The organism is Salinirubellus salinus (assembly GCF_025231485.1).
Classification (GTDB): Archaea; Halobacteriota; Halobacteria; order Halobacteriales; family Haloarculaceae; genus Salinirubellus; species Salinirubellus salinus.
The window spans coordinates 2,219,310-2,235,188 of record NZ_CP104003.1 but is presented as its reverse complement, the minus strand read 5'-3'; the positions used below and the strand labels follow the sequence as shown (position 1 = coordinate 2,235,188).

14 protein-coding genes are annotated in these 15,879 nt (G+C 69.0%); 11 read left to right on the top strand and 3 right to left on the bottom strand.

The genetic code is table 11. The annotated features are described in order from the left end of the window. Positions 1-136: 136 nt before the first annotated feature. The gene (locus N0B31_RS11970) at positions 137-961 is read left to right on the top strand and encodes a proline dehydrogenase family protein (protein WP_260591860.1); all 825 of its coding nucleotides are present in this window, start codon (positions 137-139) and stop codon (positions 959-961) included. A gap of 12 nt (positions 962-973) precedes the next feature. Here N0B31_RS11970 and N0B31_RS11965 read toward each other — a convergent pair whose 3' ends face one another. Continuing rightward, positions 974-1,708 (bottom strand): helix-turn-helix domain-containing protein, encoded by a 735-nt coding sequence (locus N0B31_RS11965; protein WP_260591859.1) that lies wholly within the window; start codon positions 1,706-1,708, stop codon positions 974-976. An 89-nt stretch (positions 1,709-1,797) separates the two neighbouring features. Here N0B31_RS11965 and N0B31_RS11960 point away from each other — a divergent pair, with 89 nt between their 5' ends. The 10 genes from N0B31_RS11960 (at position 1,798) to N0B31_RS11915 (ending at position 12,782) form a co-directional block, all read left to right on the top strand. Beyond that, positions 1,798-3,315: an aldehyde dehydrogenase family protein gene (locus N0B31_RS11960; RefSeq protein WP_260591858.1), complete on the top strand. Its 1,518-nt coding sequence runs from the start codon at positions 1,798-1,800 to the stop codon at positions 3,313-3,315. Between the two features lie 84 nt (positions 3,316-3,399). After that, complete coding sequence (locus tag N0B31_RS11955) at positions 3,400-4,545, top strand: PAS domain-containing response regulator (protein WP_260591857.1); 1,146 nt, start codon at positions 3,400-3,402, stop codon at positions 4,543-4,545. 49 nt (positions 4,546-4,594) lie between these two features. Beyond that, positions 4,595-4,888, top strand: a complete 294-nt coding sequence (gene eif1A / locus N0B31_RS11950) for a translation initiation factor eIF-1A (protein WP_260591856.1) — start codon at positions 4,595-4,597, stop codon at positions 4,886-4,888. Between the two features lie 7 nt (positions 4,889-4,895). Further along, positions 4,896-5,807 carry a serine/threonine-protein kinase Rio1 gene (gene rio1 / locus N0B31_RS11945; protein ID WP_260591855.1) on the top strand — a complete coding sequence of 304 codons (912 nt, stop codon included), beginning with the start codon at positions 4,896-4,898 and terminating at the stop codon, positions 5,805-5,807. Between the two features lie 67 nt (positions 5,808-5,874). After that, the gene (locus N0B31_RS11940) at positions 5,875-6,771 is read left to right on the top strand and encodes a DUF7351 domain-containing protein (RefSeq protein WP_260591854.1); all 897 of its coding nucleotides are present in this window, start codon (positions 5,875-5,877) and stop codon (positions 6,769-6,771) included. 90 nt (positions 6,772-6,861) lie between these two features. Then, positions 6,862-8,139, top strand: coding sequence for an MFS transporter (locus N0B31_RS11935; protein ID WP_260591853.1), 1,278 nt, complete (start codon positions 6,862-6,864; stop codon positions 8,137-8,139). A gap of 44 nt (positions 8,140-8,183) precedes the next feature. Next, positions 8,184-8,675, top strand: coding sequence for a GNAT family N-acetyltransferase (locus N0B31_RS11930; RefSeq protein ID WP_260591852.1), 492 nt, complete (start codon positions 8,184-8,186; stop codon positions 8,673-8,675). Positions 8,676-9,035: 360 nt separating this feature from the next. Continuing rightward, positions 9,036-9,620 carry a KH domain-containing protein gene (locus tag N0B31_RS11925; protein WP_260591851.1) on the top strand — a complete coding sequence of 195 codons (585 nt, stop codon included), beginning with the start codon at positions 9,036-9,038 and terminating at the stop codon, positions 9,618-9,620. Between the two features lie 154 nt (positions 9,621-9,774). Further along, a complete protein-coding gene (gene thsA, locus N0B31_RS11920) occupies positions 9,775-11,454 on the top strand; it encodes a thermosome subunit alpha (RefSeq protein WP_260643979.1) in 1,680 nt (559 codons plus the stop codon). Positions 11,455-11,771: 317 nt separating this feature from the next. After that, positions 11,772-12,782, top strand: a complete 1,011-nt coding sequence (locus tag N0B31_RS11915; protein ID WP_260591850.1) for a calcium/sodium antiporter — start codon at positions 11,772-11,774, stop codon at positions 12,780-12,782. Here the strand turns inward: N0B31_RS11915 and N0B31_RS11910 are convergent. Beyond that, positions 12,762-14,045 carry a hemolysin family protein gene (locus tag N0B31_RS11910; RefSeq protein ID WP_260591849.1) on the bottom strand — a complete coding sequence of 428 codons (1,284 nt, stop codon included), beginning with the start codon at positions 14,043-14,045 and terminating at the stop codon, positions 12,762-12,764. The genes N0B31_RS11915 and N0B31_RS11910 overlap by 21 nt on opposite strands. Before the next feature lie 216 nt (positions 14,046-14,261). Next, entirely contained in the window at positions 14,262-15,635 is a 1,374-nt protein-coding gene (gene glnA, locus N0B31_RS11905) for a type I glutamate--ammonia ligase (protein ID WP_260591848.1), read from the bottom strand. Between the last annotated feature and the right edge of the window lie 244 nt (positions 15,636-15,879).

Below are 15,879 nucleotides of genomic sequence, written 5' to 3'. Positions count from 1 at the left end.
GACCGGCCTAAACTCCGACCCTACCATGGTCGGAGGGGGAGGAGCGCCGCCGCCGTCGTGTATTATTTCGTGTACGAGAGTCGAGAAACGTATGGTCGGGTGTCCACTTAGGGTGTTCCAGTTCTCACCAGTGTGTATGATACCGCCTATCGCGTCGAACTTCGTGGCGGGGGAGGACCCCGAGACGGCGTTCGACCACGTCGAGGAGTGCAACCGCCACGGCGTGAAGGGCATCCTGAACCTCCTCGGCGAACACTACCACGACCGCGAGAAGGCCGACGCCGACGCCGACGCGTACGTCGACCTCCTCGAGTCGCTGGAGGCGAGCACGCTGGACGCCTGCGTCTCGGTCAAACCGTCCCAGATCGGGCTCGGCGTGAGCGACGCGGCGTTCGAGGAGAACCTCGCGCGCATCGTCGACTCCACCGAGGAGTTCGTCTGGATCGACATGGAGGACCACGAGACGACGGACGTGACGCTGGACGCGTACGAGCGCCACGCCGTCGAGACGGACGGGAACGTCGGCGTCTGCGTGCAGGCGAACCTCAAGCGCACGCCCGACGACCTCGAACGCCTCGCCGAGTTGCCGGGGAAGGTCCGGCTGGTGAAGGGCGCCTACGACGAACCGAACGACCTCGCACACAAGAAGAAGGCCGACGTGGACGAGGCCTACCGCGAGTGCATGGCGTACGCCTTCCGGGAGTTCGAGGGCGGCGTCGCCGTCGGCAGTCACGATCCCGCGATGATCGAGTACGCGCGCGACCTCCACGAGGAGCACGGCACCGACTTCGAGGTGCAGATGCTCATGGGCGTGCGCGAGGACGCGCAGTACGACCTCGCCGAGGAGTACGAGGTGTACCAGTACATCCCGTACGGGTCGAAGTGGATGCAGTACTTCTACCGTCGCGTGCGCGAGCGCAAGGAGAACGCGCTGTTCGCGCTCCGGGCGGTCCTGTCGTAGGGACCGGCCCGCTCAGGGGTCGAGCAGTTTCGCCTCGGCCTTGCGCAGGTGCTCGAGGAGCGTCGTCTTCGAGACGTCGAGCGCCTCGGCCAGCTCGCGGGTCGAGACGCCGCGAGGCCACTCGTAGTACCCCTCCTCGCGCGCGAGGTTGAACACCTCCCGCTGCGTGGGGGTGAGCGTCTCGAGGCGTCGCTGGCGTTCGTCCGTCTCGCTCGACGGGCCGGCGGTCGTGATGCTCTCGACGCTCACCTCGGCTGGACCGTGCTCGCGGACCTCGTCGAGTTGCGGCTCGATCTCCTCGCGGTCACCGGCGAACACCACCTGCCACGTCTCGCGGCCCCCCTCGATGCGGACGGGGGCGCTGTGGACGAAGCCGTACTCCAGCAGGGTCGGACAGATCATGTCCCCCGGCGAGTACTCGAGGAAGAACTCGCGGACCACGTTCCCCGGGGCGTTCCCCCCTCGCTGGCCGAAGCGGGTCTGTAACTGCCTGACCTCCCCGGCGTGGGGGGACTCCTCGACGTGTTCGAGCAGGGTCTCCACCTCGTCGGCCGTCTCCCCGAACGCGGTGAACAGGCCGTTGACCGCCTCCGGAGCCGGTGCGGTGGGTGAATCGTAGATGGCGTGTGCCAGTATCCCCCCGTCGACCTGTTCGGTCGCCCCGATCGCCCAGCAGTTCGGATGCCAGAGGTCGAGTGTCAACCGTGTACCCGCGTGTTCGTTCCCCTCTAGCGCGCTCTTGGCCATACACCTCCCTGTGGGCCGTGCCGCTTAACACGTTCGACCCTCCCATGGTCGGTCATCCGTATTACTTGTCCGTCGTCGGTGTCTCTGATATGCCGGAACGACACTACATCGACGGCGAGTGGACCGACGGGAGCGGCACCGAGACGTTCGTCTCGGAGAACCCGGCGACGGGCGAGACGCTCGCGGAGTTCCACCGCGGCACCGAGGCGGACATCGACCGTGCGCTCGCGGCCGCCGAGGCGGCCGAGGACGAGTGGCGTGACCTCTCGCACATCGACCGTGCGGAGTACCTCTGGGACATCTACCACGAGCTGCGCGACCGGACCGAGGAGCTCGCGGAGGTCGTCACCCGCGAGTGTGGCAAGGAGATCAGCGAGGGGCGCGCGGACGTCATCGAGGCCTACCACATGGTCGAGTGGGCCGCCGGCGACGCCCGCCACCCGAAGGGCGACGTCGTCCCGAGCGAGATCCCCAGCAAGGACGCCTACATGCGCCGGAAGCCCCGCGGTGTCGTCGGCTGTATCACGCCGTGGAACTTCCCGGTCGCCATCCCGTTCTGGCACATGGCCGTCGCGCTCGTCGAGGGCAACACCGTCGTCTGGAAGCCCGCCGAGCAGACCCCGTGGTGTGGCCAGATCATCGCCGAGATGTTCGAGGACGCGGGCATCCCGGACGGCGTGTTCAACATGGTGCAGGGCTTCGGCGACGCCGGCAACGCCATCGTCGAGGACGAGCGCGTCGACACCGTCCTGTTCACCGGGAGCGCCGAGGTCGGCCAGCAGATCGCCAGCAAGGTCGGCGGCGAGCCCGGCAAACTCGCGGCCTGCGAGATGGGCGGCAAGAACAACATCGTCGTCACGAGCGAGGCGGACCTCGACATCGCCGTCCACTCGGCGGTGATGTCCTCGTTCAAGACCACCGGCCAGCGCTGTGTCTCCTCCGAGCGTCTCGTCGTCCACACGGACGTCTACGACGAGTTCAAGGAGCGGTTCGTCGAACTCGCCGAGTCCGTCGCCGTGGGCGACCCGCTCGACGAGAACACGTTCATGGGGCCGCTCATCGAGGACGAGCACCGACAGAAGGTCTCCCGGTACAACGAGCTCGCCCGCGAGGAGGACGTGAACGTGCTCGTCGACCGCACCGAGCTCGACGCCGACGAGATCCCCGAGGGCCACGAGGACGGCCACTGGATCGGCCCGTTCGTCTACGAGGCCGACCACGAGGAGCCGCTCCGGTGCACCCACGAGGAGGTGTTCGGCCCGCACGTCGCCCTGCTCGAGTACGAGGGTGACATCGAGGACGCGGTCGAGATCCAGAACGACACGGACTACGGCCTCGCCGGCGCCATCATCTCCGAGAACTACCGCGAGATCAACTACTACCGTGACAACGCCGAGGTCGGCCTCGCCTACGGCAACCTCCCGTGTATCGGCGCGGAGGTCCACCTCCCGTTCGGCGGCGTGAAGAAGTCCGGCAACGGCTACCCGAGCGCCCGCGAGATCATCGAGGCCGTCACCGAGCGTACGGCGTGGACGCTCAACAACTCGAAGGACATCCAGATGGCACAGGGGCTGAGCGCGGACATCAAGACCCAGTCGGACGACTGAACGCGAGGACCGACCTCCCACCGTCTCATCGCGTGCCGGAGCCGCTCCAAAGACTTTCCTGCAGGCCGGACGAACCGTGAGTGAATGGCCCGGTCACCGTCGAAGATACACGTCCTCCACGTCGACGACGACCCGATGTTCCTCGACCTCGCGGCCACCTTCCTCGAGCGGACCGACGAGGCGTTCGAGGTGACCACCGTCGAGGACGCCAGCACCGCCCTCGAGTCGCTCGAGACGGGTCCCTACGACTGTGTCGTGAGCGACTACGACATGCCGGAAATGGACGGGCTGGAGCTGCTCCGGGCGGTCCGGCGGGTCGACCCGGATCTCCCGTTCGTCCTGTTCACCGGCCGCGGGAGCGAGGAGGTGGCCAGCGAGGCCATCTCGGCGGGCGTCACGGAGTACATGCAGAAGGACACGAACGGCGACCAGTTCCTCGTCCTCGCCAACCGTGTCCGGAACGCCGTCGAACGCCACCGGGCCGAGACGTCGCTCGACGAGGTCGAGAGTCGCTACCGACAGATGCTCCAGACCTCGCCCTCGCCGGTCGTGCTGTTCGACGGGGACGCCACCATAGACTACGCGAACGAGGCGGCGGCCGAGATGGTCGGGGCGGTCTCGCCCGCGGACCTCGTCGGGCAGTCGGTCGAGGCGTTCGTCCACCCGGAGAGCCGCGCCCTCGTCGGTGAGCGACTGCAGACCGTCCTCGAGGACCGCGAGCCGGTCCCGACCGTCGAGCAGCGGTACGTCGGTCCCGACGGCGAGGACGCCTACGCGCTCATCGCCACCGCGCCGGTCGTCTACGACGGGAAGGAGGGTGGACAGGCGGTGCTCTCTGACGTCACCGACCTCCGGGAGATGGAGCGGGAACTGCTCACAGAGCGGACCTTCGTCGACCAGCTCCTCGACACGCTCGACGACGCGTTCTACCACCTCGACATGGACGGCGAGGTGGTCCGGGTGAACGTGAGAGCACAGGAGATGAGCGGGCACGACCGGGAGGAACTGCTCGGGTGCTGCGTGAGCGAACTGTTCGAGACCGAGGACGGCCCGTTCGGCGAGGCCGTCGAGACGGCGTTACGGGAGGGCGAGGTCCGCCTCCGGGCGGAACTGGTGACCGACGGCGGCGACCGGGTGCCGCTCACGCTCCGGCACCACCGGCTGGTGGGTCCGTCCGGCGACCCGCTCGGCGTGGTGGGGTTCGGTCGGACGGACGGGGGAACCGACTGACCGCTCCCGACGAGCCAAAGTTAAACCTCCCCTTCCCGTACCCCCGTCCATGAGCGACGGAGGCGGACGCAGGGACCTGCGCATGCCGGACGACGACGAGGTGTTCGCCGTCGTCACGGAGATGCTCGGGGCGAACCGCGTCGAGGTCCGGTGTATGGACGGGAAGACACGCACCGCACGCATCCCGGGGCGGATGCAGAAACGCATCTGGATACGGGAGGACGATGTCGTCCTCGTCGAGCCGTGGGACTGGCAGGACGAGAAGGCCGACGTGGCGTGGCGCTACGAGAAGAGCGAGGCCGACCAGCTCCGCGAGGAGGGTCACATCGTGGACTCGGCGTGACGATGCGATGAGTGACCCCGACGCGAGCGGGGAGTTCGACCTGCTCGAACCCGACGAGGCCGACGCCTTCGGTGACGAGTGGGAGGAGATCGACGTCTCGGACGACGAGGCCGACCGCATCGCCCGCAAGCGCGACCGGGAGTTCCTCACCTTCCGGAAACGCATCAAGGACGCCGACCAGTTCAAGGTCGAGGACTCGGTGTTCGACGAGGCGACGCTCGGAGCGCTCTACAAACTGGTCCAGGACGGCCACATCGCCGCGTTCGGCGGCCCGCTCTCGACGGGCAAGGAGGCGAACGTCTACCTCGCCGCCTCGGACGACGGCGAGGTGGCCGTGAAGGTGTACCGCATCAACGCGAGTGACTTCCGGTCGATGCGCGAGTACCTCGACGGTGACCCGCGGTTCGAGGGCATCGGCTCGGACAAGAAGAAGGTGGTCGTCGCGTGGACGAAGAAGGAGTTCGCCAACCTCCAGCGCGCCGCCCGCGCCGGTGTCAGGGTCCCCGAACCAATCGCCGTCCAGCGGAACGTCCTCGTGATGGAGTACCTCGGCACCGAGGAGGACCGCGCCCGCCGGCTGAACGAGGTGGAGATCGAGAACCCGCGGGTCGCCTACGAGGTCGTCCGCGAGTACATGCGGCGGCTGTTCCGGGCCGGCCTGGTCCACGGTGACCTCTCGGAGTACAACGTCGTGGTCCACGACGGCGAACTCGTCGTCCTGGACCTCGGGCAGGCCGTCACCGTCCACCACCCGAACTACCGCGACTTCCTCGAACGGGACTGCGAGAACGTGGCGAACTTCTTCGCCCGACAGGGCGTGGAGACCGACGGCGACCAGTTGCTCGCGTTCGTCTCGGGGGAAGGCGAGGCAGACGGCGGTGGCGAACTGGACCCGTACGACGCCGAGGAGTCGGGCTGAACGCGGCCGGCGGCGTGGCACCGATTCCCCCGCGAACTTCTTCACGACTGGTGACCTGTCCCAGTCGATGAGTACCCCCGAACAGGACGCCCTGAGCGCCGACGAGGCGTTCGCCCTCGTCGGCCACGAGATACGCGTGGCCATCCTCCGGGCGGTGATGGACGCCGCCAAGGAGTCCGGCGACCCGTACGCCCCCGTCTCGTTCTCCGAACTCCGTGACCGGGTGGGCACCCGTGACTCCGGCCAGTTCAATTACCACCTCGGCAAACTCGTCGGGCCGTTCCTCGACCACGACGAGGCGGGCTACCGGATGCGCTACACCACCCTGCTGGTCGTGGGGGCCATCCTCGCGGGCACCTACACCGAACGCGGTGACGCCGACCCGGTCGCCGTCGACACCCCCTGCCCCGTCTGTGGCGGCCTCGTCGAGGCCACGTACGTGGCCGAACGCGGCGAGGTGGCCTGCACGGAGTGCGGCGAGGTGTTCTGCTCCGCGGCCGTCCCGCCGGGGGCGCTCGAGGGGTACGACCCCGCCGAGTACCCCGAGGTGTTCCTCCGGTGGACGGGCCGCCTGATGGGGGAGATGCGTTCCGGGTTCTGTCTGGCCTGCACCGGCCCCGTCTCGCCGCGGGTAGCCGTGGCGGCCCCCGGCGAGGAGGGGAACGCCCGCGGGGAGACGCCCGGCGTGGTCGTCCACTACGAGTGCGAGCGGTGCCCGGAACGGGCCTTCACCAGCCTCGGGGCGGCGCTGTTCGACCACCCCGCCGTCGTCGCCTTCCACTGGGACCACGGGGTCGACACGCGCGACCCGACCACGCTGGGGCTGGCGTGGCTCTACGACGACCACGCCCACGTCGTGAGCGAGGTCCCCCTCCGCGTCGAGTGCCGGGTCGAACTCGACGGCGAGACGCTCACGCTGACCCTCGACGACGGCCTCGACGTCCTCGAGGTGACCGGGTCCTGACCGTCGCCGGACAGATGCTGGTTTCTGCAATCCGTCGAACAGAAATGTCGCTCTGCAATCAGTTATCGCCGTGACCACCGACCGACGGGTATGCGACGCGTCCTGCGTGACTCCGACCTCCGTCGGCTGCTCCTCGCCCGACTGGTGACGAACGCCGGCGACAGCCTCTACTACGTCGCGGCGACGTGGCTCGTCTACGCCCTGACCGGCTCGACGTTCTACACCGGCCTCGCCACGTTCCTCGTCCTCGCGCCGGCGGGCCTCCAGTTCCTGTTCGGCCCGCTGGTCGACCGGGTGCCGCTCCGGTCGCTCCTCGTCGGGACGCAGGTGACCCAGATGGTGCTCGTCCTCGTCGTCCCCGTCGCCTACTTCCTCGACGCGCTCAGCGTGTGGGTGCTGCTCGTGGTGATGTCGCTGCTCTCACTCCTGAACCAGCCGGCCTACCCGGCGCAGTCGGCGGCCATCCCGCGCATCGTCGACCGGGAGGACCTCGTCGCCGCCAACTCCGTCTTCTCCGTCGCGTACCAGGGCGTGGACGCGGCGTTCAACGCGCTCGGCGGACTGCTCGTCGCCGTCGTGGGCGCGGTGACGCTGTTCGTCGTCGACAGCGTCACGTTCGCCGTCGCCGCCCTGCTGTTGCTCGGCATCACCATCCCCGCGGCGGAGGCGGCCGACCGAACCGAGGGGGAGGCGGGCGACGAGACGCCGGAGGGGACCGTGGCCGCCGACGGCGGCGACCCCGGACCGGAGTCCTACCTCGACTCGCTGCGCGCGGGCTTCTCGTTCGTCCGCGGGACCGTCGTCTCGCGGGCGATGCTCGCCACGGTCGTCGTCAACGGCTCGCTCGGCGGCGTGCTCGCGGTGCTGCCGGCGTACGGCGACGCCCTCGGCGGCGAGGTCGCCTACGGGCTGGCGATGGCCGCCATCGGCGGCGGCCTGCTGGTCGGGTCGCTCGTCGCGGGCGTCTTCGACGACCGACCGCTCGGGCTGCTGCTCGGCGGGGGCGCGGCGTTCAGCGCCGTCGTCTGGGCCACCGCCGTCGGGATTGGCTGGCTCCCGATGACGGTGCCGCTGCTGGCCGTCGCGTTCGTCCCGGTGGGCGTGACGAACGTGCTGTTCGCCTCGATGATGCAGGCGCTCGTCCCGGAGGCGTCGATGGGTCGCGTGATGGCGCTGGTCGGGAGCGTCTCGGCCGGGGCGACGCCGTTCGGTGGCCTCCTCGGGGGGTCGCTCGCGGCCGTCACCTCGCCCGGACTGGTGATGCTCGCCGGCGCGGTCGGGTTCGCGTTCGTCGCGCTGTGGGTGTTCGCGGTGCCGGACCTGCGGCGACTCCCGCACATCGGCGAGATCGAGACGCTCCGGCTCTGACTGACACCGACGCGCACTTGGGCGGGCCCGTCGGATGCGTGACCATGCACGTACGCGAGGCGACGGCCGCGGACGTCCCCCGCATCCGCGAGGTGGCACAGGAGGCGTGGCAGGCGGCCTACGCTGCCTTCCTCACGCCCGGCCAGTGCCGGCGCGCACTCGACGACCTCTACGACCCCGAGGCGCTCGAACGGGCCATCGACGAACTCGACGGGTTCCACCTCCTCGTCGCCGAGCGCGAGGACGAGGTGGTCGCGTTCGCCTCCGCCGAGATGACGTGGGCCGACGAGGCGGAACTCTACGCGCTCTACGTCCACCCCGACCACTGGGGCGAGGGATTCGGGTCGGCGCTCCTCGACGCGGTGGCCGAGCGGGTGGCCGACGAGGGGGCCGACCGGCTCGCCTGTTCGGTGTTCGTCGAGAACTACGCCGGCGTGGCGTTCTTCGAGTCGCAGGGGTTCGAGCGACTGGGCGAGGCCCGGACGGAGGTCGCGGGGTCGCTCCACGAGGAACACGAACTCGAGAAGCGGCTGTAGGGGGTTCGTATCGTCGAGCGGGGAGACTAGCGCGGTACAACTGAACCGCACCGCGCAGCAGTCGCGCCGGCCACCGCTGGCGCGGTGGCACGGCGACACCAACCTTTCCCCGCGTCGGACCCGCCCGGCTGTCGCCGGGCGGCCCTCCGTGGCCGTGTGGTTCGTTCGAACACACGGATTACGGGGCCTCCGCGGTCGCCGTGCGGTTCAGTCGGACCGCGCCTCGCCCACCGCCTCTCCGACTACGGAATCCGCACCACCAGCGGGGACAGCGCAGTCACGTCGGCCGAGACCGACACAATCCTTCCCACAGGAACCACAGGAACGAACCCTTAACACCGCCGAGACGCAAGCCTGCCTATGCAACATGTGACGATTCCGCAGGACCGCATCGGCGTCCTCATCGGGGAGGGGGGCGCGACGATGCGGCGCATCGAGTCGGAGGCGGAGGTCCGCCTCGACATCGACTCGGAGACGGGGTCGGTCCGCATCGAATCGGTCGGCGACCCCATCACGGGCCTGAAGGGGCCGGACGTGGTGAAGGCCATCGGCCGCGGCTTCGACCCGGATGCGGCGCTCTCCCTGCTCGACGACGACGTCCGGATGCTCGACCTCGTTGACCTCGACGCCGCCACCCGCAACCGCAACGACCTCCGCCGGCAGAAGGGTCGGCTCATCGGCGAGAAGGGCCGGACCCGACAGCTGATGGAGGAGCTCACGGGCGCGAACGTGGTCATCTACGGTTCGACGCTGGGCATCATCGGCGGGCCGGAACAGGTCGACGCGGTCCGCTCGGCCGCGGAGATGATCCTCGACGGGGCACCGCACGGCGCGGTCTACTCCTTCCTCGAGCGCCGGCACAACGAGATGAAGACGGCGGGGCTGGAGTACCACCAGTTCCCAGGCGGAGAAGCGGCCGGGTCCGAGCCCGAGACGCCCGAGTAGCCGTCGGAGACGACTGCTCAGAACACTATTTAAATATGTCTGATAACGGTTCGCACAGGCTTCCCTCCGGCCGTCTGGTGGCGATTCCCGCGACCCTATCCGGTACTTTTTTGTAGAATCGCAATCAACCTCTCGGCTGAACATGGCTCAGCAAATGGGTAACCAGCCCCTCATCGTGCTCTCGGAGGACAGCCAGCGTACCTCCGGGCGTGACGCCCAGTCGATGAACATCACGGCCGGGAAGGCCGTCGCCGAGTCCGTACGGACCACACTCGGCCCGAAAGGGATGGACAAGATGCTCGTCGACTCGACGGGCAACGTCGTCGTCACGAACGACGGCGTGACCATCCTCAAGGAGATGGACATCGAGCACCCGGCGGCGAACATGATCGTCGAGGTCGCCGAGACCCAGGAGGACGAGACGGGCGACGGCACCACGACGAGCGTCGTCATCGCCGGTGAACTGCTGGCCAAGGCCGAGGACCTCCTCGAGCAGGACATCCACGCCACCATCTTGGCACAGGGGTACCGACAGGCCGCCCAGAAGGCCAAGGAGATCCTCGAGGACGCGGCCATCGACGTCGACGAGAACGACCGCGAGTACCTCGAGCAGGTCGCCTCCACGGCGATGACCGGCAAGGGCGCGGAGAACGCGCGTGACCTGCTGGCCGAACTCGTCGTCGACGCCGTCCTCGCCGTGAAGGACGACGACGAGATCGACGTGGACAACGTCAAGGTCGAGAAGGTCGTCGGCGGCTCGGTCGAGCAGAGCGAGCTCGTCGAAGGCGTCATCATCGACAAGGAGCGCGTCCACGAGAACATGCCGTACGCCGTCGAGGACGCGAACATCGCGCTGCTCGACACGGCCATCGAGGTCCGCGAGACCGAGATCGACGCCGAGGTCAACGTCACGGACCCGGACCAGCTCCAGCAGTTCCTCGACCAGGAGGAGAAACAGCTGAAGGAGATGGTCGACACGCTGAAGGAGGCCGGTGCGGACGTCGTCTTCTGCCAGAAGGGCATCGACGACATGGCCCAGCACTACCTCGCGAAGGAGGGCATCCTCGCGGTCCGCCGCGCCAAGAAGTCCGACATGAAGCGGCTGGCCCGCGCCACGGGCGGCACGGTCGTCTCCAACATCGACGACATCACCCCCGAGGACCTCGGCTTCGCCGGCTCCGTCGGCCAGAAGGACGTCGGCGGCGACGAGCGCATCTTCGTCGAGGACGTCGAGGAGGCCAAGTCGGTCACGCTCATCCTCCGCGGCGGCACGGAGCACGTCGTCGACGAGATCGAGCGCGCCATCGACGACTCGCTCGGCGTCGTCCGCACGACGCTCGAGGACGGCAAGGTCCTCCCCGGCGGCGGTGCCCCGGAGACGGAGGTCTCGCTCGGCCTGCGTGACTACGCCGACTCCGTCGGCGGGCGCGAGCAGCTGGCCGTCGAGGCGTTCGCCGACGCCATCGACGTCATCCCGCGCACGCTCGCGGAGAACGCCGGGCTCGACCCCATCGACTCGCTGGTCGACCTCCGCTCGAAGCACGACGGTGGCGCGACCGCCGCCGGCCTCGACGCCTACACCGGTGAGGTCGTCGACATGGAGGAGGACGGCGTCGTCGAGCCGCTCCGCGTCAAGACCCAGGCCATCGAGTCCGCCACCGAGGCGGCCGTCATGATCCTGCGCATCGACGACGTCATCGCCGCGGGCGACCTGAAGGGCGGTGGCACGGACGACGACGACGACGAAGGCGGTGCCCCCGGCGGCCCCGGCGGTATGGGCGGCGGCATGGGCGGCATGGGCGGTATGGGCGGCGGCATGGGCGGCATGATGTAAGACCACGTTTTTGCACCTCTCTCGGGCCCTTCGGGCCCTCGTTCGGGCAAAAACGTGGGGGAAAAGCGCGGCGTCGGGGGCCTCCGGGCCCGCTCGCCGCGGATGGGTGTGCTGGTGGTCACCGCCGCCGCGTCGCTCCCGCACCGCTGCCGCAACCGCACCGCACTCCGACTGACTCGCGTTCTTCTTTCGCTACGCTCCCCAGCGACGCCACCGCCGCCTGCCCCGAACGGCGTAGTTCTTTGTGCCGGGCCGTCTACCGATGGTACCGTGACCCCGGCCGTCCCGTCTCCGAGTTCCCGCTCTCCCCACCACTCATGACGCCGCTCGACACCCTCTGGGCGCTCGCGCTCGTCGTCGTCGGCGTCGGGGCGCTCTGGTACGGCGCGCTCGTCCTCGTCGAGAACGCCACGGCACTCGCCGCCCGGATGAACGTCTCCCCGGTGGTCGTCGGAGTCCTCGTCGTCGGCGTCGGTACCTCCGCTCCCGAGGTGGCCGTGACCGCCGGGGCGGCGTTCCGCGGGGCCGCCGACATCGCCGTCGCCAACGTCGTCGGGTCGAACTTCTTCAACCTCGGGGTGGTGCTCGGGGCGGTCGCGCTCGTCCGTGTCCTCCCGGTCCGTGGCCGCATCCTCCGGCGTGACGGGCTCGTCCTGTTCCTCGCCACCGTCGCCGTCGTGGCGTTCCTCTTCGACCTCCGTCTCGCTCGCTGGGAGGGGGCGGTGTTGCTCGTCGGGCTCGCCGCCTACCTCCTCTGGCTCCTCCGCCGTCCCGGCATCAAGTCGGTGAGCGGCGAGGTGGCGGAGGTGGTCGAGGGGCTGGAGGGCGTCGCCGGGGAACTGGAGGAAGAACTGGAGTCGGTCGCCGAGTCGGGCGTCGACTGGGGGGCCCTCGCGCGCGTCGTCCTGAGCCTCGGGATGGTCGTCCTCGGCGCGGACGTCCTCGTCGACGGCGCGACCACGCTCGCGCTCGACGCCGGCATCTCCGAGTGGGTGGTCGGACTGACCGTCGTCGCGGCCGGCACCTCCGCGCCGGAGTTCGCCGCCTCGATGGTCGCCACGCAGCGCGGCGAACACGAGCTCTCGGTCGGGAACCTCGTCGGGAGTTCCGTGTTCAACCTCCTCGCGGTGCTGGGCATCGCCGGGCTCGCGGGGCCGCTCACGCTCGCCGCGAACGCCCGCGGTGGCGCAATCTGGATGTTCGGACTGGTGGTCCTCGCGCTCGTGTTGCTCCGGTCGGACCGCCAGTTGACCCGCCGGGAGGGCGCACTCCTCGTCGTCGTGGCGCTCTCGCGCTGGGCGCTCGACCTACTGAACGGGCCCCTCTGAGTCCCCACTCCCGTCCTCGTCCCCGTCGGCGTCCGGCGCCACTCGCTCGACCCTGACCCGCCGGACACGGTTCCGAACCACCTCCTCGACGGTGAGACGTGCGTCGCCGACGGTCACCACCTCACCGACCGCCGCGGGGCGCCCGAGCTCATCGGTGAGTACGGCCGCCAGCGTCGTCCCCCCGTCGGGAGCCGCCTCGATGGTCGTCCCGAGTGCGGCGTTCACTGCCTCGACACCGGCCTTCCCCCGGGCGAGGACGTGCCCCTCGGGGGTGAGGACGACTGGCCGCCGCTCGCCCACGTCGAGTATCTCACCGACCAGTTCCTCGACCACGTCCTCCGTCGTGAGGATGCCCTCGGCGGCGCCGAACTCGTCGAAGACGACGGCCACCTCCACGCGCTCGACCTGCAGGTCCGCGAGCACCTCGTCGACCGGCCGGGACTCGTAGACGTGGAGGACCGGCCGGAGGTAGCCGTCGAGCGGCGCCTCCCGTGGTGCGCCGGCGAGGTCACGGACGTCGACGTGGCCGACCACCTCGTCGAGCGTCCCGCGGTAGGCGGGCGCCCGGGTGACCCGCGCGTCGAGACAGCGGTCGAGCGCCTCGCCTACCGACGCGTCGGCGTCCACGCCGACCACGTCCGCGCGGGGGACCATCACGTCCGCCGCGTCCGTCCCCGAGAACCGCAGGACCCGCTGGATGAGTTCCTGTTCGTCGGCCTCGATGACGCCCTCCGCCTCCGCGGACTCGACGATGGCCGCGAGGTCCTCGCGGGTCATGTACGGCCGTTCGATGTCGCGTTCCCCGCCGAACAGCCCGGTGATGACGCCCGTGACGGCGTCGAAGACGGCGACCACGGGGTAGAGCGCCGTCCCGAGCAGTTCGAGCGGTCGGGCGACCCGCTCGGCGAGCGTCTCGGCGTTGCCCACGCCGTACGACTTGGGCACGATCTCGCCGAACACGAGGACGACGGTGCCGACCACCGCGGTGGAGACGACGGCGGCCGTCTCCGGTGAGAGCGAGCGGACCAGCAGTGTGGTCGTCAGCGTGGCGATGGCGACGTTGACGAAGTTGTTACCGACGAGGATGGTGACGAGCAGGCGGTGCGGGTCCTCACGTAACCGGCCGAGTGCGCCGCGTTCGGGGGGTTCACCGGGGCGTCGTTCCGTGGAGAAGATGGCGATCTCGCTGGCGGAGAAGAACGCCGAGCACGCGACGAGACCGGCGAGGACGGCGACGCCGAGCGAGGTGGAGAGTGCGACCATACCGTTCGCTCACGGTCGGTCTCGAAAGAAGTGGGGGTCACGGCGAGGCCCCGGTGGAAGACAGTCGGTGCGGCCGTGGCGGTGCGGGAACGGCGTGGCTGCGGTGCGGTGGCGGAAGCCACCAGCACACCCACCCGGCGCGAGCGCCGTCTCTTTCGTGAACGTTGTTGCGCGAGCGGTCGGCCGGAGGCCGACCCCGAGCGCAACAGGGTTCTCTCAGAAGGTCTCGAGGTACTGGTCCAGCTCCCACTGGCTGACTTCCACGAGGTACTCCTGGAACTCGGCCTTCTTCGCCTCGACGAACTTCGGGCCGATGTGCGGGCCGAGCGCCGAGTAGATGGCCTCGTCCGCCTCGAGGGCGTCGACGGCCTCGCCGAGGTTCGTCGGGAGCGTCTCGATACCGTACTCCTCGCGTTTGTCCTCGTCGAAGTCGTAGATGTTCTCGCGGACCGGGTCCGGGCACTCGAGGCCCTGCTCGATGCCGTCGAGGCCGGCGTGGATGAGCGCGGCGAACGCGAGGTACGGGTTACACGACGGGTCGGGGAAGCGGGCCTCGATGCGCGAGGCGGCCGGGACACGCGCGGCCGGCTTGCGGATGAGCGCCGAGCGGTTCCGGTCGGACCACGCGACGTAGACGGGCGCCTCGTAGCCGGGGACCAGGCGCTTGTAGGAGTTCACGGTCGGGTTCGTGATGGCCGTGATGGCCGGCGCGTGTTCGAGGATGCCGGCGGTGAACTGCTTGGCCGACTCGCTCAGGTTGAACTCGTCGTCGTCGTCGTGGAACGCGTTCTCACCGTCCTCGGTGAACAGCGAGATGTGGGTGTGCATCCCCGAGCCGTTGATGCGGGCGATGGGCTTGGGCATGAACGTCGCGTGCAGGTCGTGCTGGGCGGCGATGGCCCGGACGACGGTGCGGAAGGTGCCGACGTTGTCGGCCGTCGTGAGCGCGTCGTCGTAGGTGAAGTTGATCTCGTGCTGGCCCTGGGCGACCTCGTGGTGCGAGGCCTCGATGTCGAAGCCCATGTCCTCCAGCCCGTAGATGATGTCACGACGGACGTCGGAGGCGAGGTCCTTCGGCGCGAGGTCGAAGTAGCCGCCGGCGTCGTTGGTCTTCGTGGTCGCGCGGCCGTCCTCGTCCTCCTCGAACAGGAAGAACTCGGGCTCGGGCGCGGCGTTGACGGTGAACCCCATCTCCTCGGCGCGGTCGAGCGCCTGCTTCAGGATGTAGCGCGGGTCACCCTCGAACGGTTCGCCCGTCGAGGTGTTGATGACGTCGCAGATGAGGCGGGCCGAGGCGTGCTCGTCGGTGTTCCGCCACGGGAGGATGGCGAACGTCTCGGGGTCGGGTTTGAGCCGCATGTCCGACTCCTGGATCCGGACGAACCCCTCGATGGAGGAGCCGTCGAAGTAGATCCCCTCGGTGAACGCCTTCTCGGCCTGCTCGGCCGGGATGGAGACGTTCTTCACCGTACCGAGGATGTCGGTGAACTGCAGGCGGAGGAAGTCGACGTTCTTCTCCTCGATCTCGTCGAGGGCGCGCTGTGCTTCTTCGGAGAGGCCACCGTCGGTGGCGAGGTTGTCATCCGTCATCTCTGGACGATGTATTCCTCAATCGCTCTCACTAAAACCCTACCGTTCCGAGCAAACGTAACCGCCCTTTCGAGACCCATTTCTCCAACGATGAGTGATTCTACTGAACACTTGGTTGGGCCAGTCCGGCAAAAGATGACGCCGTGGCGAATAGCCGGTTCGTGGTTTCGATGGTCTCTCCCCCCGAACCGCGACACGAATTGGCCGTTCGTAAAGTTCTAAGTGCCCCCCTGCTGAATGGAGG